Annotated in this window: 14 protein-coding genes; 3 read left to right on the top strand and 11 right to left on the bottom strand. The window is 59.2% G+C overall.

What is annotated here, in order from left to right:
• Positions 1–67: 67 nt before the first annotated feature.
• Entirely contained in the window at positions 68–1,390 is a 1,323-nt protein-coding gene (locus tag PV407_RS17750) for an ABC transporter substrate-binding protein (protein WP_332091265.1), read from the bottom strand.
• Positions 1,391–1,984: 594 nt separating this feature from the next.
• Here PV407_RS17750 and PV407_RS17745 point away from each other — a divergent pair.
• Positions 1,985–2,419 (top strand): C40 family peptidase, encoded by a 435-nt coding sequence (locus PV407_RS17745; RefSeq protein ID WP_442951677.1) that lies wholly within the window; start codon positions 1,985–1,987, stop codon positions 2,417–2,419.
• A 99-nt stretch (positions 2,420–2,518) separates the two neighbouring features.
• Here PV407_RS17745 and PV407_RS17740 read toward each other — a convergent pair whose 3' ends face one another.
• Positions 2,519–3,583: an LCP family protein gene (locus PV407_RS17740; RefSeq protein ID WP_332091263.1), complete on the bottom strand. Its 1,065-nt coding sequence runs from the start codon at positions 3,581–3,583 to the stop codon at positions 2,519–2,521.
• Positions 3,584–3,880: 297 nt separating this feature from the next.
• Here PV407_RS17740 and PV407_RS17735 point away from each other — a divergent pair, with 297 nt between their 5' ends.
• Positions 3,881–5,179 carry a PASTA domain-containing protein gene (locus tag PV407_RS17735; RefSeq protein WP_332091262.1) on the top strand — a complete coding sequence of 433 codons (1,299 nt, stop codon included), beginning with the start codon at positions 3,881–3,883 and terminating at the stop codon, positions 5,177–5,179.
• Between the two features lie 1,062 nt (positions 5,180–6,241).
• On the opposite strand, the gene PV407_RS17730 is transcribed toward PV407_RS17735, so the two are convergent.
• A complete protein-coding gene (locus PV407_RS17730; RefSeq protein WP_332091261.1) occupies positions 6,242–6,607 on the bottom strand; it encodes an ArsR/SmtB family transcription factor in 366 nt (121 codons plus the stop codon).
• A 167-nt stretch (positions 6,608–6,774) separates the two neighbouring features.
• On the opposite strand from PV407_RS17730, the gene PV407_RS17725 reads away from it, so the two are divergent.
• Positions 6,775–7,866: a cation diffusion facilitator family transporter gene (locus PV407_RS17725; RefSeq protein ID WP_332091260.1), complete on the top strand. Its 1,092-nt coding sequence runs from the start codon at positions 6,775–6,777 to the stop codon at positions 7,864–7,866.
• 24 nt (positions 7,867–7,890) lie between these two features.
• Here PV407_RS17725 and PV407_RS17720 read toward each other — a convergent pair whose 3' ends face one another.
• The 8 genes from PV407_RS17720 to PV407_RS17685 form a co-directional block, all read right to left on the bottom strand.
• A complete protein-coding gene (locus tag PV407_RS17720) occupies positions 7,891–8,472 on the bottom strand; it encodes a GNAT family N-acetyltransferase (protein ID WP_332091259.1) in 582 nt (193 codons plus the stop codon).
• A 92-nt stretch (positions 8,473–8,564) separates the two neighbouring features.
• On the bottom strand, positions 8,565–9,146 hold the full coding sequence (locus PV407_RS17715; protein ID WP_332091319.1) for a sulfite exporter TauE/SafE family protein: 582 nt from the start codon (positions 9,144–9,146) through the stop codon (positions 8,565–8,567).
• A gap of 1,013 nt (positions 9,147–10,159) precedes the next feature.
• Positions 10,160–10,939, bottom strand: a complete 780-nt coding sequence (locus PV407_RS17710) for a stalk domain-containing protein (protein ID WP_332091258.1) — start codon at positions 10,937–10,939, stop codon at positions 10,160–10,162.
• 149 nt (positions 10,940–11,088) lie between these two features.
• Positions 11,089–13,308, bottom strand: a complete 2,220-nt coding sequence (locus tag PV407_RS17705) for a hypothetical protein (protein WP_332091257.1) — start codon at positions 13,306–13,308, stop codon at positions 11,089–11,091.
• A gap of 44 nt (positions 13,309–13,352) precedes the next feature.
• Positions 13,353–14,531, bottom strand: coding sequence for an ABC transporter permease (locus tag PV407_RS17700; RefSeq protein ID WP_332091256.1), 1,179 nt, complete (start codon positions 14,529–14,531; stop codon positions 13,353–13,355).
• On the bottom strand, positions 14,528–15,238 hold the full coding sequence (locus PV407_RS17695) for an ABC transporter ATP-binding protein (protein WP_332091255.1): 711 nt from the start codon (positions 15,236–15,238) through the stop codon (positions 14,528–14,530). The genes PV407_RS17700 and PV407_RS17695 overlap by 4 nt, the downstream gene beginning before the upstream one ends.
• 2 nt (positions 15,239–15,240) lie before the next feature.
• Positions 15,241–16,926 (bottom strand): efflux RND transporter periplasmic adaptor subunit, encoded by a 1,686-nt coding sequence (locus tag PV407_RS17690; protein ID WP_332091254.1) that lies wholly within the window; start codon positions 16,924–16,926, stop codon positions 15,241–15,243.
• Between the two features lie 332 nt (positions 16,927–17,258).
• Positions 17,259–18,725, bottom strand: a complete 1,467-nt coding sequence (locus PV407_RS17685; protein ID WP_332091252.1) for a hypothetical protein — start codon at positions 18,723–18,725, stop codon at positions 17,259–17,261.
• Positions 18,726–18,809 lie beyond the last annotated feature (84 nt).

The raw sequence follows: 18,809 nt of genomic DNA, 5'->3' as shown, positions 1-18,809 counted from the left end.
ACAAACGCCTCGCGCATGGTGCATGATTTCGCGCCGGCCGCATGGCCGGTAAAGCCCGGACCCGGACTTATTTGTTTTCCAGCATATTTTTGGTCAGCTTCTCGTCCGCTTCGCGCAGCGCGGAGTTGATGTCGACGCCGTCCTTCATTACTTTTTTGAACGCTTCCTGCGAGACGGTCGAGCCATAGGCGCCGTATTTGCTAGGCGGCACCGGAGCGGCCGGCTGGGTCAGGAAGATCGCCTTCAGGTTTTTGCCCTGCAAATACGGAACGTTTTTCCCGAATTCGTCCTGAACCGCTTTCGACGTAAGGATCGGGGACCGCGCGTTGCGGGACATTTCGGTCTGCACTTCGTCGGACAAAACCGTCGAAATGACCTGGAACGCTTGATCCTTGTATTTGCTTTGCTTCGTAATGTGCAAAATCCATTCGTCGACCTGCATGCCCGTATTCGGTTTGTCCTTGAACTGCGGATATTGCACGATGTCCCAGTTGATGCCCTCGACGCCTTTGAAGTTCGGGAAATGGTTCAAGCCCGGATACATGGCGAGCGTGCGTTCTTTGATGAACTGGTCGAACGCGCTCGGCACCCAGCGGTAATTTTCGTTGCCCGGTATGTCGTAAACGGATTTGATGTACGCGAATACGCGCTTCCACTCGTCCGTATCGAGCGTCGCCTTGTTCGTTTTCGGATCGACGTAACCCCGGGACAGCACGGACACCATCCGGCTCGGCACGTCGGGCTCGAGTCCGCGGTATTGCGTTTGTCCTTCCTTCCGGGTCAGCTTGATCGCAAGCTCTCTCATTTCGTCCCACGTCATGCCGTCCTTCGGGTAGCTGACGCCGAACTTGTCGAAAATGTCTTTGTTGTAGTAAGTGGCGTTGAACGAGATCGTCCACGGCAAGCCGATCAAGTAATCGTTGCCGCTCGTGATTTTCACCGCGTCCAAGCCGACCTTGCTGATTCTCGACGTGTCGAATTTATGCGCTTTAATGAGCGGCTCCATATTGTCGGCCAGTCCCAAATCGGTGTACACGTTAATGATCGGCGAAGCCGACTGCACGATGTCCGGCACGACGCCGGTCGCGATCACTTTGTCGAGCGACGTTTCGGTCAAATTGATCCATTCGAACGAAATGTTCGGATACTTTTTCTTGACCGGCTCGACGATATATTTGTTCCGCTCCTCCTCGCTCAGCCAGGAAAAATTGATCGCGAACTTGAGCGTGACCGGATCGCTGCTCACCTTGACCGCCGCATCGGCGGGCGTATCTTTCGGCGGAGCGGCGTCCCCCGCCTTGTCTTTTTCCCCGCCGCCGCCGCTGCAGCCGGAAGCGAGCAGCAGTCCGACCATCCCCGCGCAAAACATCAACGTCGATTTCTTTTTCATGTCATGCCCTCCCTTTATTCTGTCAATCGCTTGGATTTATGCAAAGGCGCTTAATGAAACGCCAATGACATTGAAAGCGTTTTCCTATTCGCACGACATTCGAGAGCCGCATAATCGGCTGCCGGGCGCCGCCGCATGAACGTTTTGACGCAGCGTTCTGATTTCGCTTTGATTTATGCGCTTTCATTGTTGTGATTTCGTGTTGATTTCGTGTTCTATTCGTGATTATAGTTAGAAAAATTAGGGAAGTCAATACGGATTTTTAAGATTGGTTGAAGAGTGTTCGTTGTGATTTTGTCCTGATTTACATATCCGGCGGCAGCCCGATCGCGAACGATCCATTGTAAGCGCAACCAATCTGGATGTCAAGGAGAAACCTCTCATTTTTTTCTAATCGAATTTTCATTTTGTCCGGGAAACCGTTGGGCGGCGGGGCGTTCGCGCGGCGATGCCAATGTTTAGGGAATTCCGTTTGTGATACGGTATGGACAAGCCATTCACGCCATGAATACCGCAACCAAGGAGGCTTTCATGAACATGACGAACCGCAGTCGACTTTTCAAATCCGTCGCCGCAGTCGGCATCAGTCTTTCGATGTTGTTTTCCGGCAGCTTGTTTATGACTTCCGGCTCGGCTCAAGCCGCAACCGTGACAACTTCCGCCTCGTCCAAAGCGAACGCCGTAATCGCCACCGGCAAACGGTACATGGGCGTTCCGTACAAATTCGGCGCGAAAACCGGAAACACGAGCTCGTTCGACTGCTCTTCGTTTACGCAATTCATTTACAGGCAAAACGGCGTCTCCATTCCGCGCACGTCGCGCCAGCAATCCAAAGTCGGGACTTTCGTCCCCCGCAGCCAGCTGAAGCCCGGCGATCTCGTCTTTTTCTACTCGCCGGTTCACCACGTCGCCGTCTATATCGGGGACGGCAAAATATTGCATACGTACGGCAAAGGCGGGGTAAAAATATCCAATCTGAACTCCGGCTGGTGGAGCGATCATTACAACTCGGCCCGCCGCGTGCTTTAACCATTCGCTTCGGCGCCCGAGCCGGGGTGCCCGGCCCGCAACAGAAAAAACGCGATCGACGCCGGATCCGGCTGTCGTCGCGTTTTTTGCTGTTTGAAGCTACCTGCGTTGATACGTATCTTTCGTCACGGTCGTCGACTCCGCGCTTTCCAGCGCGATCGCGTCGGACAGCCGAAGCGAGTCGTCGGACGGAGCCAAACCGAGCCGGGCGCGAAGCGCATCGAGCGCCGTTCGCATCGTCTCCTCCTTCGGCACGATATACGGACTGTCCCACTTCCCTTCCAGCGGAACGAACTCGATTTGCTCCGGCTTCAGCTTGTTCAGCTGCATGATCCAGCCGCGCAGAACCGATTCGGGCACGTCGGTTTTCACGCTTTTCCCGGCGATATCGAGCACTGTGCCCCACTGCGTTATGCCGCCGAGCGACGTCAGCTTGTCGAGCAGCTTCTCGACGACTTGATGCTGCCGGTCGTTGCGCGCGATATCGGACGACTCCGCGGTGCCCATATTGGACTTCCGGTAGCGGACGAAATCGAGCGTTTGTTTGCCGCTCAGCTGCTGCAGCCCTTTTTTCAAATTGATGTTCGTGCCGTCCTCCTCGTCGACGTACCGCATATCCATATCGACATCGATCTGCAGGCCGCCGAGCGCGTCGACGAGCTTCCGGAAGCCGTCGAAATCGATGACGGCCATGTAATCGATCGGAAGATGAAGCAGGTCGCCGAAAAACGACTTCGTATTCGCAATCGCGCTGTCGCGATCTTTGTTATAATAATAGGCGTAATAATAGTTCGCCTTCTGCGACGACATCCCGGGCGGCTTCAGCCGCAAATCCCGCGGCAGCGATACGACCGTGGCCGCGCGGTCGTTTCGGTCGAGCGCCACGAGCATCAGCACGTCGGTATTCATCGACCCGCCCCCTCCTTCACGGTTGTCGACCCCCGCGACCAAAAACAGCAGCGGCTTTTCGCGCTCCTGCGGCTCGGACGGCTCGGCGATCGGAGTGCCGGTGGCGGGCGCCGCCGAAATTTGGCCGATCGCGTCGCTCGCTTTATTCGCCAAATATCCGGTATAGACGGCTGTACCGGCCAGCAGGACGCCGAACACGGCCGCGGCGGCGATTCCGATTTTTTTCCATAAACGGTTGGACGGCTTTGCTCTCATGATGCGCTTCCACTCCCGGCATATTGATTTCGACGGACGAGTCGACAAGTTCACCCTAAATTCGCTACATTCAAAATAGACGTTTGAGGTCGGCATCCGGTTTACTCTCGGCGGCAATTCGCCGAATCGGAGACGGGTTCCGCGCGGAAGTTGATACCGGTTCCCGGGCATGGTACACTAATCGAAATGTCCGAACGCCGCGCCGGGACTCGGGACGAAATATTCCCGTCCGTTAGTCCTAAAACCGGGTATGTTCACGAATAGTATGGAATAGGAAAGTTATGGGGTGAAAACGAAGTGAAGCCTATTTCGAACCGGTACGAGCCGAAACGGTTGCTTTCGCCGCTTTTGGGCGGCATGTTGTACGAAGGCAAAGACTTGTCTCTGCAGCGGACGGTTTTCATTTATACGATCGATATACAAGGGGAATCCGACGTTTCGGACTATATCCGCAGCTTGGGCAACGCCGCCGTGCCGGGTGCGGCCGAGTCCCCGTTTCTGCACGTGTTGGACGCAGAGGTCGGCAGCGGGACGATTCATGTCATCGTCTCGTATAAACCGGGCTGCCCGCTGAGGCAATATATCCGGGGCCGCGCCCCCTCCTTCCGCGCCGCCTTGACGATGGCGGGAAATTTGGGGCAGGCGCTGCTGGACGCCGCCGAAGAGCGCCTTCTCGACTTCTCGATCGAAGCGGACAACGTTTGGGTGACCGACGACGGCGTCGTCAACATCATCAACACGTGGGACAGGGCGCCGGGCAATCAGCGATTGTCCAAAGGGCTCGCCGAGCTGCTGTTCCACCTGCTGACCGGCTCGGAGCATTTTCCGGACGATGCCGCATCGTTCGAATCGCTTCTGCGCGCCAACCTGAACGGACTATCGGCGGCGAAGCAGGATGAAATCGTCCATGCGCTCTCGGAAGCATGGTCCGAGCGTCTCACCTTGGCCGCGTTCGTCCGCTACATCCGCTCGTTCCGGCACGCGCCGGGGCCCGTTATGCCGACCGAGCCGATCCGCCGCCCGACATCGGCGCGAGCAGCGCCGGTCGAGCCGGTCGCCCCGATTCCGGCGTCGCGGACGAACATGCCGCCTCAGGCCGAGGATGAGACGGCCGCGTTCGAGGAAGAGGAGCCGGTTCCACGCCGGCGCCTGCTCCAGTTCGGAAAAAAGCTGTGGATCGGACTGTCGCTGTCCGCGCTAGGCTTGGCCGTGTTCGTCGGCGTCTTCGTGCTGCTGATCGAAACGATGAACCGGGGACCGAAAACCGCGCCGCCCCAGGAGACGGTTGCCGATTTGCAGCCGCCGTCTCCGGCGCCGTCCGCGCCGCAAAAGCAGCCGGATACCGGGGCAAGCGATAAAAAGGAGTCGCCCGCCAAAACGGACGGCACGCTCGTCGGCGTTCCGACTTTGACCGGCTTGACGCAGGAAGCGGCCGAAAAGCTGGCGGTTGACTCGGGACTTCGTTATTCTTATTTTTTGGAATCGGCCGATCATGCGGCCGGGACCGTATTCAAGCAAGAGCCTGCGCCGAAAGAGCAAGTGGAAAAAGGCAGCAGAGTCACGTTTTGGGTCAGCAAAGGACCCGCAAAGCAATAAGCCGCATTCGTCTCCGATGCGCATCTGTAGACCGTCCGAGAAATACGTCCGGACGGTTTTTTGTGTGCATCGACGTATGGCGTTGGCGAAAAAAGTCTGTGCTGGCGCTGCCGATCGGATTAAGGCAACGACACGACTTCGCAGGCACCCGCAAGCTTTCCGCCTCAATACCTTGTGGAGGCCGCTTCCCTGTTCAAGCCGCGATCGCTGTCTTCGCAAACGCTTCCATTTTCTGAATGACCGACCGCATCGGGAAGCAATCATCGGTTCCGATCTGCCGGCCGCATCGGGAAGCAATCTTCGGTTCCGATCTGCCGGCCGCATCGGGAAGCAATCATCGGTTCCGATCTGCCAACCGCATCGGGAAGCAATCATCGGTTCCGATCTGCCAACCGCATCGGGAAGCAATCAACAGTTCCGATCTGCCAGCCGCATCGGGAAGCAATCGGTTCCGATCTGCCGGCCGCATCGGGAAGCAATCATCGGTTCCGATCTGCCAACCGCATCGGAAAACAATTACGATTTCGTCCCCCGTCGCGTCCGGAAACCAAGTTACCGGTAAAACCTCCCGCTATTTTCGCCATTTCTCCTCTTTCGGCCACATTTGCGGGAAATCCTCCCGATAACCTCGCCCGAATCGCTCTTTTTGCCGTAGTGGCGCAGATTTACAGGGAGCTTTTCCCGTTCGTACGTTCAGATACTGCTGCGGAAACGAAAATAGCAGTAGAAATTCCAGTAATTCCGATTGCCGAACCACTTCAGGAAACCGCCGGTCTCATAACCGAAAAAGGTTTGTATCGAGTCCTTTTTTACTACACTGATCGCAGCAACTCATTGCCCTGCGCCTTCATATTAGCCGTGACCGGCCGGAGCGACGGCAATTTAGGGCCAATTATGTTCGGTTAGCTTTGATGCTTTTGCGAACTAAACATACTGAACCGACTAAAAACGGAGCCTCCGTAATCGGATGGCTCCTTTCAACTTGCCCGAAGCGGACGCCGCTCGGCGAAGGCGGCGTTCGCTTGCGTCTCGAATTCGTTGCGACGCCGGCCGCCCTATTTTTCACGGATGCTTCAAATGCTGCAGCGTCTGCACGAAAACTTGCTCGATATGGTCGTCGTCGAGCGAATAATAGACCGTTTTGCCGGCTTTCCGCCGCTTCACGATGCGCAGGTTGCGCAAATAGCGTAGCTGGTGCGAAATGGCGGACTGGCCCATATCGAGAAGAACGGCTAAATCGTGCACGCACAGCTCTTTGTCCAGCATAGCATAAATGAGCTTCACCCGGGTCGCGTCGCCGAGCGCCTTGAACAAATCGGCCATTCCGGCGGCCGCCTGATCGGAGATCATGGCCGCTTTCAGGCTGTCCAGGTCGGCGTCGGTTCCCGGGCACGTGTCGTCGCAGTAATCGTGCTGCACCTTTTCCAAACAAGCACCACCTTCGGCTTAATCGTAACATTTTCGTTATACGTATTATACCAGAAGCTCGCGACGATTTTGAGCCATGGAATGAAACGAAACGGTTGCACGGATACTAATGATGGAATATAATACATATGAATAGTTGCTCATATGTTGTCGAAGGAGGTATACCGATGAAAAAACGCGACATCCCGGCCGATGGCGCCGTCGAACACCGGCAGCATGACCGCGGCGAGAACCGCGGGAGCGATTGCGGCCATAGCGGTCACGATCATGATCACGACCATGCGCAAGACCGTCACAATCACCACGAGCACGGTCATGACCATAGTCACGGACACGGGCATCATCATCACGGGCACGATCACGCCCATGGCATCGGTCACCATCATCACGGCCCGAATAACCGGAAAGGGCTTGCGATCGCGCTCATTATTACGTCGTCCATCATGTTTCTCGAATTCGTCGGAGGGCTGCTCACCAACAGCCTCGCCCTGCTGTCCGACTCCGGCCATATGCTCAGCGACGCCGCTTCGCTGGCTCTCAGCCTGATCGCGATGTGGTTCGCGACGCGACCGGCCGCACCGAACAAAACGTACGGCTTTTACCGGTTCGAAATTTTGGCCGCTCTATTTAACGGTGCGACGCTGTTCGTCATTGCCGGCTTTATCGTCTGGGAGGCGTGCCAGCGGTTCGCGAGCCCGCCCGAAGTCGCGAGCGGGTCGATGATGCTGATCGCCCTCGTCGGGCTTCTCGCCAACTTGGCGAGCGCCTGGACGCTCATCCGAAAAGGCGACGTGAAAAACAACATCAACGTGCGCAGCGCCTATCTGCACGTGCTCGGAGACGCGCTCGGTTCCGTCGGCGCCATCGCGGCCGGTTTGATCATGCTGCTGTTCGGTTGGTACGTAGCGGATCCGATCATCAGCATCCTGGTAGCCCTGCTTATTTTGAAAGGCGCTTGGGGCGTCATCAAGCATGCGATCCACATTTTGATGGAAGGAACGCCGGTTACGGTCGACTGCGACGAGGTGAAGCGTTCGCTGCTCGCGATCGAAGGCGTACGGAACGTCCACGATCTCCACATTTGGACGATTACGTCCGGCCTCGACTCGTTAAGCTGCCACGTGCTCGTCGATGACGAAGCCGACTGCCAATCGATTTTGCAGCAAGCGGTTCACTTGATCGAACGGAATTTCAAAATCATGCATACGACGATTCAAGTCGAAACGTCCCTTCTGCAGCATGGCGATATGAAAGTATAGCGAAGCGAGTATACATAATATTAGTTATGTATACTCGCTTTCTTCTGCCCGTATCGATTTCACCATTCTCCGGTACGACGACCCGCCAACGGTCAGCCTCCCGTCTTCCCGGTACCCCATTTTCCGGTACAGCGCGTACGCCCGATCGTTGTCTTCCTCGACGATCAAGGCGAGCCTGGAATGCCCTTCCGCCCCGCCCTTCTCCTCGAACGCCCGCATAAGCGACTTGCCTATCCCTTGCCCTTGAAACGCATCGTTTACCGCTATCGAGTCCAAATAATATTCGCCCGGCCGCGTCTCCTTCGCGATCGTATAATCGTCCCGGCCGGTCAATGCTCGGGCATGCGTTACGAGCGGCGCATCCAGCTCGTCCGCCCGGCCGCCGTCGTAAGCGACGACGATGCCCGCAATCTGTCCGTCGCGTTCCGAGACGACGACGTTTTCGAAGCTGATCCGATTGCCGCGCTGCCGGAAAAAGCCGGTCAATATGCGCATCGCTTCCTCACGGTCGTTCGTACCCGCGAGCGAATAGGCGATATCGCCGACCGCGCTGAACAGCAGCGGGATCGCTTCGCCCGCATCTTCGGGAATTGCCGGTCTGATCATGCCGTTTCACCTCCCGCCGATCCGAAATTAATTCTCACTATATCATTTTGCGGTTCGGAATGCCAAGGCGGGGCAACCGGCGGTAGGAAACACTACAAGCCCGATACGACGGCCTGAACCCCTGTCGCGACGAGCAGCACGAACGACGCGCGCCGGAACCGGACGGGATCGAGCTTGCGGGTCGCGGCCGCGCCGAGCGCCTGTCCGGCGAAAATGGCGGGTACGAGCAAGATCGCATACCCGAGCTCCGCCGCGTGCACCCGCCCGCCGACCGGCTGGAGAGCGAAGCTGATCGCGTTCACGATGCTGTAGTACACGATCGAGGTGCCGCGAAAAGCGTCTTTCCCGATCCGTCGGGATCGCAAATACAGGACGATCGGCGGTCCGGCCATGCCGATGCCGGAGCCGAGCAGCCCGGACGCGAAGCCGACGCCGCTTCCTTGGCCGAGCGGCAGCTTGACGTTCATCAGCAGCGGCAGCGCGAAAAGCAAAATGCAGACGCCGGCGGTCAGCTTCAGCCAGTCGACGTCGAGCATGGCGAATACGAACGCGCCCGCAGGCAGGCCGAACAAGCTGCCCAGCAGCAGCCTGCGCAATAACGGCATGTCGGCGTCGCGCGCGACGCGCGGCAGCGTCGATACCGAGGTCAGCAGCGATAGGCCAAGCGTCGTGATGCACGAGCAGCAGCGGCGGAATCGCCAATATGGTGAAGCCGAATCCGGTTGCGGTCTGGACCGCAGCCGCCGTCAGCACGATGAGGAACGACAAGAGCCAGTCCACGCGAATCTCCTTCCGTTTCAGAATGGTCGAAAACCAGTATAAAGCGCGCCGCGCCGTATGTCTTTATCCGAATCGATCCGTTAGTTGCACATCCGGACAGCCCGGCGTCGCAATCAGATCTATCGACGTATTTCGAGGATGCGCGAAAACAGCCCGCTTCCGGAACGTAACGGACGCCACGGCGCTTATTTCGCGAAAATCGGCCGTTTTCCAATCGTAACGGACACCACCTGCGCTTATTTGCTCCGAATCGCCGTCCAAAAGGAGGCTTTTCGCCAAATAGCTGCGCCCTTGTCCGTTAGAAACAAAATAAGCCGTTTTAGACTGAATAGCGGCCGCCATGTTCATTAGACAATGGGAACTTGGGAACCGTCCCGCCCTCGCCCCAAGCTTGCCCTGCTTGCCCTGCTTGCCCTGCTTGCCCTCCCCGTTCAAACTCCCGACGACGCCGGCGCAGCTCAACCGAGCCGATATCGCCGTTTCCCGCCGCCGACAGTTGGGAACCGCTCCGGCTTTGGCGCTTTAGCGAAGGTCGGGAAAGACGGTCTTTTCTGTGCAAACCGAACCTTGTTGCACGCCGAAACAGCAGCGGAGCAGGAAACGAGATGGAAATGCTCCCGCTAGTTTCGGTCGTTTCCCGTTTCCGGGCAAACCAACGGGAAAACGTCCCGTTATACTCGTCCAAACCGCGCTTTTCGCCGATACAGCGCCATTTTATCGGGAGCTTCTCCCGGTATATCGAAACGACGCCACTAGGAGAGCGGGTGAACCGGAGGTTTTCCCGTTCGGTTTTATTCCAGCAGCCCGGCAGGACTAGGATTCCGTCGGACGCGGAAACGAAAGGCGCTGCTTGCCGCATCCTTCTACATTCTTTACTGACAAAAAAAAGAACCCGGACGACCGGGCGTCACGGGTTGGCGCGCTTGAACTTGTCCAGAGCGGCGGCATACTGCTCCTTCACCTGCAGCTCTTCCTCGAACGCGGAAGCGTAGCTCGTAATGTAAAAATCCAAAAATTGCGTCTGATTCATCGAAACGTACCGGTTGAAATGCTCGACCGAATATTTGTAATAGGACATGGCGGAATGGGCCGCTTCGATCGTTTTCAACAACTCGGGGTCCAGGACGCCCGTCGTTTTCGCGCGGTTGAACTGCTCCGTGCTCGTCTCCGTCAGCAGTGCCGTATATTTGTCTTCGAACGTTTTCCAGTACAGCTCGTTCATCGCGGTGAAATATTGGGCGCTCATTTTAATGTCGTAAAATTCTTTGGCGATGCGGATTTTTTCGCGCATGACCGGAAGCTGCCCGATATAAGCCCCGACCTCGTCGTACAGGCCGCGCACCAGCTCGACGAGCTTGCGCTTTTCGGCGTCTTCCCGGCTTTCCGGTTGTTCCGCCTTCCCGCTCGAAGGAGCAGCCGGCTGCACCGCGGCCGTCATGACCGACGCCGTCGACGTCGCCGGATCCCAGCCGATCTTCGCGCCCAGCGCCTCGCCGACGACTCGGAGCGGAACGAGCGTATTTCCGTCCATATTGATGCCGGGCACCTCGCCGCGCACCTCGCTGCCGTTGACGACAACCCGGACGACCGGGTATCCTTTGAAGTCGCCGCCTACGCCAGCCGCGGCCGCAATCCCGGATGCTGCCAGCAGCATGCCTGCCGCCAGCAGCGCGATTCGTTTGTTCATTGGTCTGCCCCCCGCTTCTGATCCGCCTGTCGGCAAGATCGTGATGTGTATTCATTCGACGGCAGCGGGCAAAATCCTACCTTCCGCCAAACGCGCGACAGAAAAGCGGCATGGCCTTCGCAGCCATGCCGCCTCCCCGCTTCGGACCGTCAGCGGAACTCGGCTAGCTTGCGCTTCACCGCGCCGTTCGGCGTATCGACGACCTCGTATACGTTCATATAGTTTTTCGAGCTGTATTGATTCAGCTTCAAGTTCGTAAACGTCAATTCGTTCGAGCCGTTCAGCAGCTTCGTCGTTCCCTGGAACGGCAGCGTCTGGGTCGAGATGACCTGATCCAGCCCGTCGACCAGCTCGAACTGCAGCTTGGACAATCCCGCATCCGCGATAATTTGCTCTTTCCGCTGCAAATCGACGTCGAAGCGGAGCGTATACGAAAACGTCGTGCTGAGGACGCTGTGCAGCAATAGTTTCGAATGGAGCGTAACTTGGTACGGGAACGCGTTCCATACGTCGTCGGCCGGATCGTCCTGCTGGAACGCGACCTGGACGGTGCCGAGCGGCACTTTGCCGGCGTCCTTCGCGTTGTAGATCCGCATCAGCAGCGGCTTCGATTCGTCGACGGAAGACATCAGGAACGAATACGCGATCAAATAGCTGCTGTTCGTGGCGAGCTGGGCGGCGGCCGTCGCCTGCTTCGTTCCCGAATAGATGCGGCCCGACTCGTCCACGAGCTCGAACGCGAGATCCGGGGTCGCAAGCACGGTCGTATCGGCGTTCGTAAATTTCAGCTTGGCGACCGCCGTCTTGAAGCCGTTCGTTTCGTTGTCGTACATGCGCAATTCCGACAGCGCGACGTCCACCTTTTTGTCGAGCGCCAAATCGAGCTTGTCGCCGAGCGTATACGGGTCGCCGCTTCCTTGCTTGTAAATGTCCGCGCCGCTCAAGCCGGCGAGCAGCACCGGCACGATTTTCGCCTGCGAGCCGGAAATCGACGAAGACGAAGACGAAGCGGAATGATTGGCCGATCCGTTCGCATTCGCGTTGGAATTGCCGGTATTGGCGTTCGTGTTGCTGCTCGAATTGCCGTTCGCATTCGCGTTCGAGCTATTGCTCGAGCCCGATCCGCCGTTCGCCGCGCTCGTCGACGCGCTGCCGCGGTTTTCGAACAGCGCGAACTGCATATCCGCCGGGTCGACGCCCTTCGGCATGAGCGCGGAGAAGGAAAACGTCTCGCTCTCGGACGGCGACAAGTAAGCCGCGTGCGAGGACGGATCTTCCGCCGCGACGCTGACGCCGCCGCCGCTCGACTGCACTTTGGCGGACAGCTTCGGAACGGCGACGACTTTCGAGCCGTTGTTCGTCGCGCTTACTTTCGCCGATACCCATTGGCCGGAATCGCTCTGCGAAATGACGGCGGACTCGACCTTGACCGAAACGGCTTCCTGACCGGAAGCGTCCGTAATCGGACGGGCGTCGCCGATCGCCGCAACGGCCTTCGATCGGCCGACGGGCAAGCTGTCGAGCACCGTCGTATCGGTCCCGTTCGAATAATAAAACTGCAGCGCCCATGCGCTTTCCAGATCGGCGGCCGGGATGGACGCCTTCACCGTAATGCGCTGCGGCTTGCCGGGAAGCAGCGATTTGTCCGCTCCGTCCACCGCCGTCGCCGCGACCGTTTGGCCTGCCGCATTTTCCAGCCTCAGCTTCAGACCGGCCGGCAGCGACAGCCCGGAGTCTCCCGCGTTTTCGGCGACAAGCTCGGCGTACCAGCTCCAATCGCCGTTCTCGACGACGAAATATTCGCCCCCGACGCGGAAGCGGACCAGATCGTCGGCCGCAAGCGCCGCGTCCACCTTACCGAGAGGCACGATCGCCTCGGGCGCCGCTTCGGCCGCTTCCTCCATCGCCGCGGCTACCGAAAACGAGCCGAGATCGGTCATCGAAACCGTCGTTCCGTAGTTCCAGGCGAACATCGCGACGCGCAATTGCGCCGGGGATAGTCCCTTCGCGACGCGGGCTTCGTAAGCGAACAGCTGCTCCTTGCCGGGCTGCACCCGGGCGTTGTGCTGGCCGGCCAGCTGCGCGGAATAGCTGAAGCCGCTCGAGTCGGTAACGCGCGCGCCGAAATAATTGTAATCGACGGCGCTGTCGCTGCCGTTGTGAAGGGCGACGGAGAATCGCAATATCGAATCGTCGGACCCTTCGGAGAAGCGTACGTTTTCCAGCGTAAAATAAACGTCGCCGCTTATGTAGACGCCCTCTTTGCCGGCGAGCGCCGCATACGGCGTCAAGGCGAAGCAGAGGATGACGAACGAGAGCAGGATCGTTCTGACTTTTCGCGGCCAGGCGCCGCGTCCGTGTCGAATCATTGGGTTCAGTTCCTCCATCGGTTTTGTGGGATTCGCTCGCTCGATCAGTCGAAGCGAAGCGCGTCGATCGGTTTCAGACGCGAAGCTTTGTTGGCCGGATACAAGCCGAAAATAACGCCCACCAAGACGGAAAACAGGAAGGCGTACAAGCCGATTTCCAGCGACAGCTGCGTCGGCTGCGACGGATTGAAATACGGCCACGCGATCGAAGCGGCGACGCCGAGCAGCAGGCCGAGCAAGCCGCCCAAGCCGCTGATGACGGTCGCCTCCATCAAAAACTGCATCAAAATATGCCGCCGCTGCGCGCCGATCGATTTGCGGATGCCGATTTCTCTCGTCCGCTCGCTTACGGTGACGAGCATGATGTTCATGATCCCGATCCCGCCCACGAGCAGCGAGATGAGCGCAACGCTGATCAGCTGATTCGTCAGCGAGCTGGACGCCTGCTTGCGCGCGTTCATCAGTTCGTCCTGGTTGACGATGCGGAAGCCGTTGCTCGTCTTGAATTTGGCCGTCAAATATTGCGATATCGTCGTTTGCGCCGCGGACAGCTGGTCGATTTCCGGCGCTTCCAAATACGTCGTCCGGATTTGGCCGAGCTTGAACGACCGCCGCGCCGTTTCGAGCGGTACGATCACCGCGCTGTCCGGCGACGTCCCTCCGATGCTGGAGCCTTTCGCCTTCAGCTGGCCGACGACCGTAAAGACGAGCCCGTCGATGTTGATGTCCTGGCCGACCGGATCGGTTTTCCCGAACAGCGTTTGCGCCACCTCGCTGCCGAGCACCGCCACCTTGTTGCGGAACTCGACGTCGGCGGGCACGATCGCCCGCCCTTTCTCGATTTGCGTTTTCATAAGCGAGAAATAGCGGTCGTTCGTCCCGATGACGTTGTACGTTTCCGACGTGCGCTCGTATTTGACGGTCGAGCCGTTTTTCGTTACGGTCGGGGCGATCGATTCGATTTCCGGCAATAGTTCCAGCTCCATCAAATCTTCGTAATCGAGCTGCGTCGCCCGCCCGTTGCCGAGCAAGTTGACGACGAGCAGATTGGTGCCGAGACTTTCGTACTGCTTCTCGATCTGGGCCGTCGTCCCTTGCCCGATCGATACGAGCGTAATGACCGAGCCGACGCCGATAATGACCCCGAGCATCGTCAGCAGCGTGCGCATCGGTTTGCTCATGATCGTGCGGAGCGCCATCAGCACAAGCTCGAACACGTTCATACCCGCACCACCTGCCTCGCCGCTTCCGCATTCCGCCGGTCGTCCACGATCAGTCCGTCGCGGATCGAAACGACGCGTTTGGCGCTTTCCGCGATATGCAGGTCGTGCGTAATGAGCACGATCGTGTTGCCCTGCTCGTTCAACTGGATCATCAGCTCCAGCACTTCCGCGCCTGTTTTCGAATCGAGCGCGCCGGTCGGTTCGTCCGCGAGCAGCAGCGACGGGGAGCCGGCCAGCGCCCGGGCGATCGCCACCCGCTGCTGCTGGCCGCCGGACAGCTGGCTCGGCTTATGGTCGACGCGGGCTCCCATGCCGAGCGATTCCAGCATGGCGCGCGCCCGCTCCCTTCGTTCGCTTTTGCCAACGCCGGCATAGATGAGCGGCAGCTCGACGTTTTCCAGGGCGGTCAGCCGCGGCAGCAAATTGAATTGTTGAAAAATGAAGCCGATTTTTTTGTTCCGCAGCGAGGCGAGCTGTCCGTCGCTCAGCTTCTCGGTCGCCACGCCGTCAAGCGTATACGTGCCCGACGTCGGGCTGTCCAGCAAGCCGATCGTGTTCATCAGCGTCGATTTGCCCGAGCCGCTGGGTCCGACGATGGCGACGAAGTCGCCGGTCGCGACGGTGAGCGAGACGCCCTTCAAAATGCGGACTTCCTCTTCGCCGCGGCCGTACGTTTTGTGAATATCGGTCAATTCGATGATGTTCATGCTTATCGGCCTCCCCCGCCGCCTCCGCCGCCGCCCTGAGGGAAGGCGCCGCCGCCCGGGAATTGGCCCCCGCCTCCGCCGCCGCCTTGCTGAAACTGCTGACGCAGCGCGTCGATTTGCTGCTGCGACCCGTTTTGCGTGCGCTGACGGGTCGGGACGACGACTTCGTCGCCTTCCTTCAAGCCTTCGACCACTTCCACGTTCGTTTTGCTGCGAATGCCGAGTTTGATCGGCACGTTTTCCTGCAAGGTGCCGTCTTCCTTCTTGATCGTCACGCTGGCTCCGCCGCGCTGCATGCGAAGCGCCTCGATCGGCAGCGTCAGCACGTCCTTCTTGTCCTGGATCAATATTTCCGCGGTGCCGGTCATGCCGTATTTGAGCAGCTGGTCCTTATTTTCGACCGCGACGATCGCATCGTAATACGTGACGCCGTTCGTCGTCGTACCGACCGTGGACACCTGCAGCACCTCGCCCTGGAACTTCCTGCCGGACAGCGCGTCCACGCTCACTTCCGCTTTCAGCCCGGGCTTGATGCTCGTCAAATCGAGTTCGTCCACCTGGATCGGCAGCGTCATGACGTCGAGACTGGCCACGCCTCCGAACAGCGCGCCTTGATCGACCGTCGCCCCGACCGGGAACCGGGCGAGCACGTTTTGCCGCTGATTCGCGAAGTCGGTCGAGAAGACGCCGTCGAACGGCGCCCGCACCGTCAAGTCGTCGACCCGTTTTTGCGCCTGCTCGAGCGTGTTTTTTTGCCGGTCGACGCTCGCCTGCTTGGCCGCGATCGCATCTTTGAGCGAATCGTTAACGACGACGGCGATGACGTCGCCCGCCTGCACCATATCGCCGTTTTTCTTGCGCAGCTCCGACACGGTGCCGGACGTTTCGGACAAAAAGGCGATCGTTCTCGCCGCTTCCAGCTTCGCCGCGCCTTTCGCCTTGATGTCGCGGCCGTTCAGCACGACGCTGCCGCTGACGTCCATCCCCGCATCCATTGTCCCGTCGTTCTCGATCGCCACTTCCACGTCGACGAGCCGGTTGCCGGCCGCGTCCGCCTTCAGTTCCTTGCCGACCGACTGCACTTTGCCGGTTTTCGTCAGCGAATAGCCGGTAATCGCCAGATCGACCGGATCGCCCGCCTTGAACTGGATCGCTTCCTCCATCGGGAAAGGCAGCTTGACGATCAACGTCCGATTGACCGAGATCGTCCCGACTTTCGCCGACTTGCCGACCGACGAGCCGACGTCGATGTTCGTCCCCAGGACGAGCTTGCCGCTTTCCGGAGCGACGATGCGCAAATTGTTTTGCTGGGCGATCAGGTCGTCCAGCTCTTTCACCAAAGTGTCGTAGTTCGCCTGCGCGTCCTTCAAGTTCGATTCGAGCGTCGAATTGGAAAATTCGATCAGAACGTCGCCTTTTTTGACCGGCTGGCTGCGGGCCAAATTCAGCGTCTTGATGACGCCGTCGGCCGGAGCGGTAATGTTTTGCAAGTTTTGCGTCGCGAATTGCGAAGTGCCCGATACGGAAAGCCGGATGTTGCCCTTCTGCACCTTCACCGTATTTACGGCCGTTTGGGCGGCCGACTTCGGCTTCTCCGTTTTGCCCACGAACGCGTATGTACCTCCGCCCCCCGCGACGACTACGACCGCCAAAACGATCAGCCATTTCGTTCTGCGCTTAAGTGCCATCTTGTCCATCTTCCCTTTCCCGTCTACGCTAATAACATTGCTTTGGATTGTGCCGCTTCTCGCGCGATACGGCCCCGCTCCGCGAACGGCGGCGGTCTCGCCCGTCCGGCCCGAGAATTCCGCGTACATGCGCGCTGAAAACGGTTGCGCTTACAACATGTGGAAACAAACGGGCGGCCTTCGCCACCGAGGGACGAGACCGTGCTGCGCGGATGGGAACTTTGTTCACATATGATCCGATTATAGGTGGAGATTGTGAACCATTTATGAACAAAACCTTAAAACAAGTTAAAATCGCAGGAACGCCCGATGAAAGGCGCCCTGCGACTTGGTTACCGGCTCGTCAGCAGCTTCAGCAGCCCTGACGTATAATTCGACTTCGCCCGCGCGCCGTCCTCCTCGGACAAGGCGCCCGCCGCGACGAAATTGTTCACTTCTTTGCCGAACGAACCGACGAGACTGTACAGCAGCGAATCGGCGTCCGTATGAACCGCCTGCCCGATCGTCAGTCCGCCGGACAAACGGCGCAGCAGCTCGTCCCCGTTCGTACCGGTCAGCGCGGCGATGTCGGCGACGACGCGGTTCAACCGGTCGGCCGCATAAGCGTCCGCATCCAGGTCCTCAACTTCCGCAACGTACGACTCCGCAGCATCCGCGCTGTCCGCATCCGGTACCGCGACATACACCACTCGCGCCGCCGGTGCGGTCGGCATGCCGTAGCCCGGCGTCGAAATTGCCGTCTTGACCAGCTCGGCCGCCCTCGTCTTCAGCCGGCCGGCATATTCGGCGGAGAGATCGCCGTCCAGCCAGGCGCCGTCGATCGCTTCGTCAACGTAATCGGTCAGCAGGGCGAGCAGCTCGGACTCGGACAGCCCGGACGCCGAGGCGAGCGTGCCGCCCTGCGCCAGCGCCGCGAAAAAGTCGTCGGACTCCTTGTCCGACCACGTTGCGGTCAAGGTTGCGGCGAATCCGAGCTTGTTTGCGAGCAGCGATTCGCCGAACCGTTCCATCCATGGCGTCGTTTCCCGGTCGTACCCCACCGTCGCGACGATGGTGTCGATCGCTTCCGCTCCATCCCGCTTCCGTTCGATCGCTTCCGCCGACGACAAGCTTCCCGAAGCCGCCGCCCGGTCCAGCTCCCCGTTCAGCGATTGCTTCAGCAGCTCGCCGAGCTGCGCTTCCGTCTGACCGGCCGCCTGCGCGAGCGTTTGTCCGGCGCCGAGCGCGCTTCGCAGGTCGCGGGCGCTGAGCTCGAGCAGGTCCGCGGTACGCTGCACGATCGTGTCCAAAAAGCTTTGCACGATCGCGGCGCCTTTGGTCGATGAAGCGGCTGCGGAGGCGCCCGCCGCCGGCCCGGATACGGTCTTATGTACCGCGGCTGTGGCTGCGGCGGAGGCGTCGCTCGCTTCATTGGCCGTCAGCACGCCGGATTCCAGATCGCGCGCGATCGCCTCCGTTACCGAGCGCAGCAGCGCCGTTTCGAGCTCGGACTCGCTCCATCCGGTTACCGCCGCCAACGATTGTCCTTCCGTGCTATAGGGCCATGCCGTGTCGTCGTTTTCGTTATACACCGATGCGGCTACCGACGTCCGTGCCGCCGCTATCGCCTTTTGCAGCACGATATCGACGTAGCCGGGCTCGGCCGCCTCCGCGGCCGTTTGCTGCGGTTCGGCCTGCGGCTGCAGGACGGCGGCGGCCGTTTCGGCGCGGGCCGCCTTGTCCGGAAGCGTCAGCCCCCCGGTCGTCAGTACGGCCGCTCCGATCAAGACGGCCAATTGGTTTCGCATCTGTTTTCTCATCTCTGTTCTCCATCCTTCCACTCTCGATATGTCCAAGCAAGCCCAGTATAGGCGCTCTGTTTGATCGGCGTGTGAACGGAGCCT

This window comes from Paenibacillus sp. GYB003, from assembly GCF_036577625.1.
Classification (GTDB): domain Bacteria; phylum Bacillota; class Bacilli; order Paenibacillales; family NBRC-103111; genus Paenibacillus_AB.
This window is presented reverse-complemented; position numbering and strand designations above follow the sequence as displayed.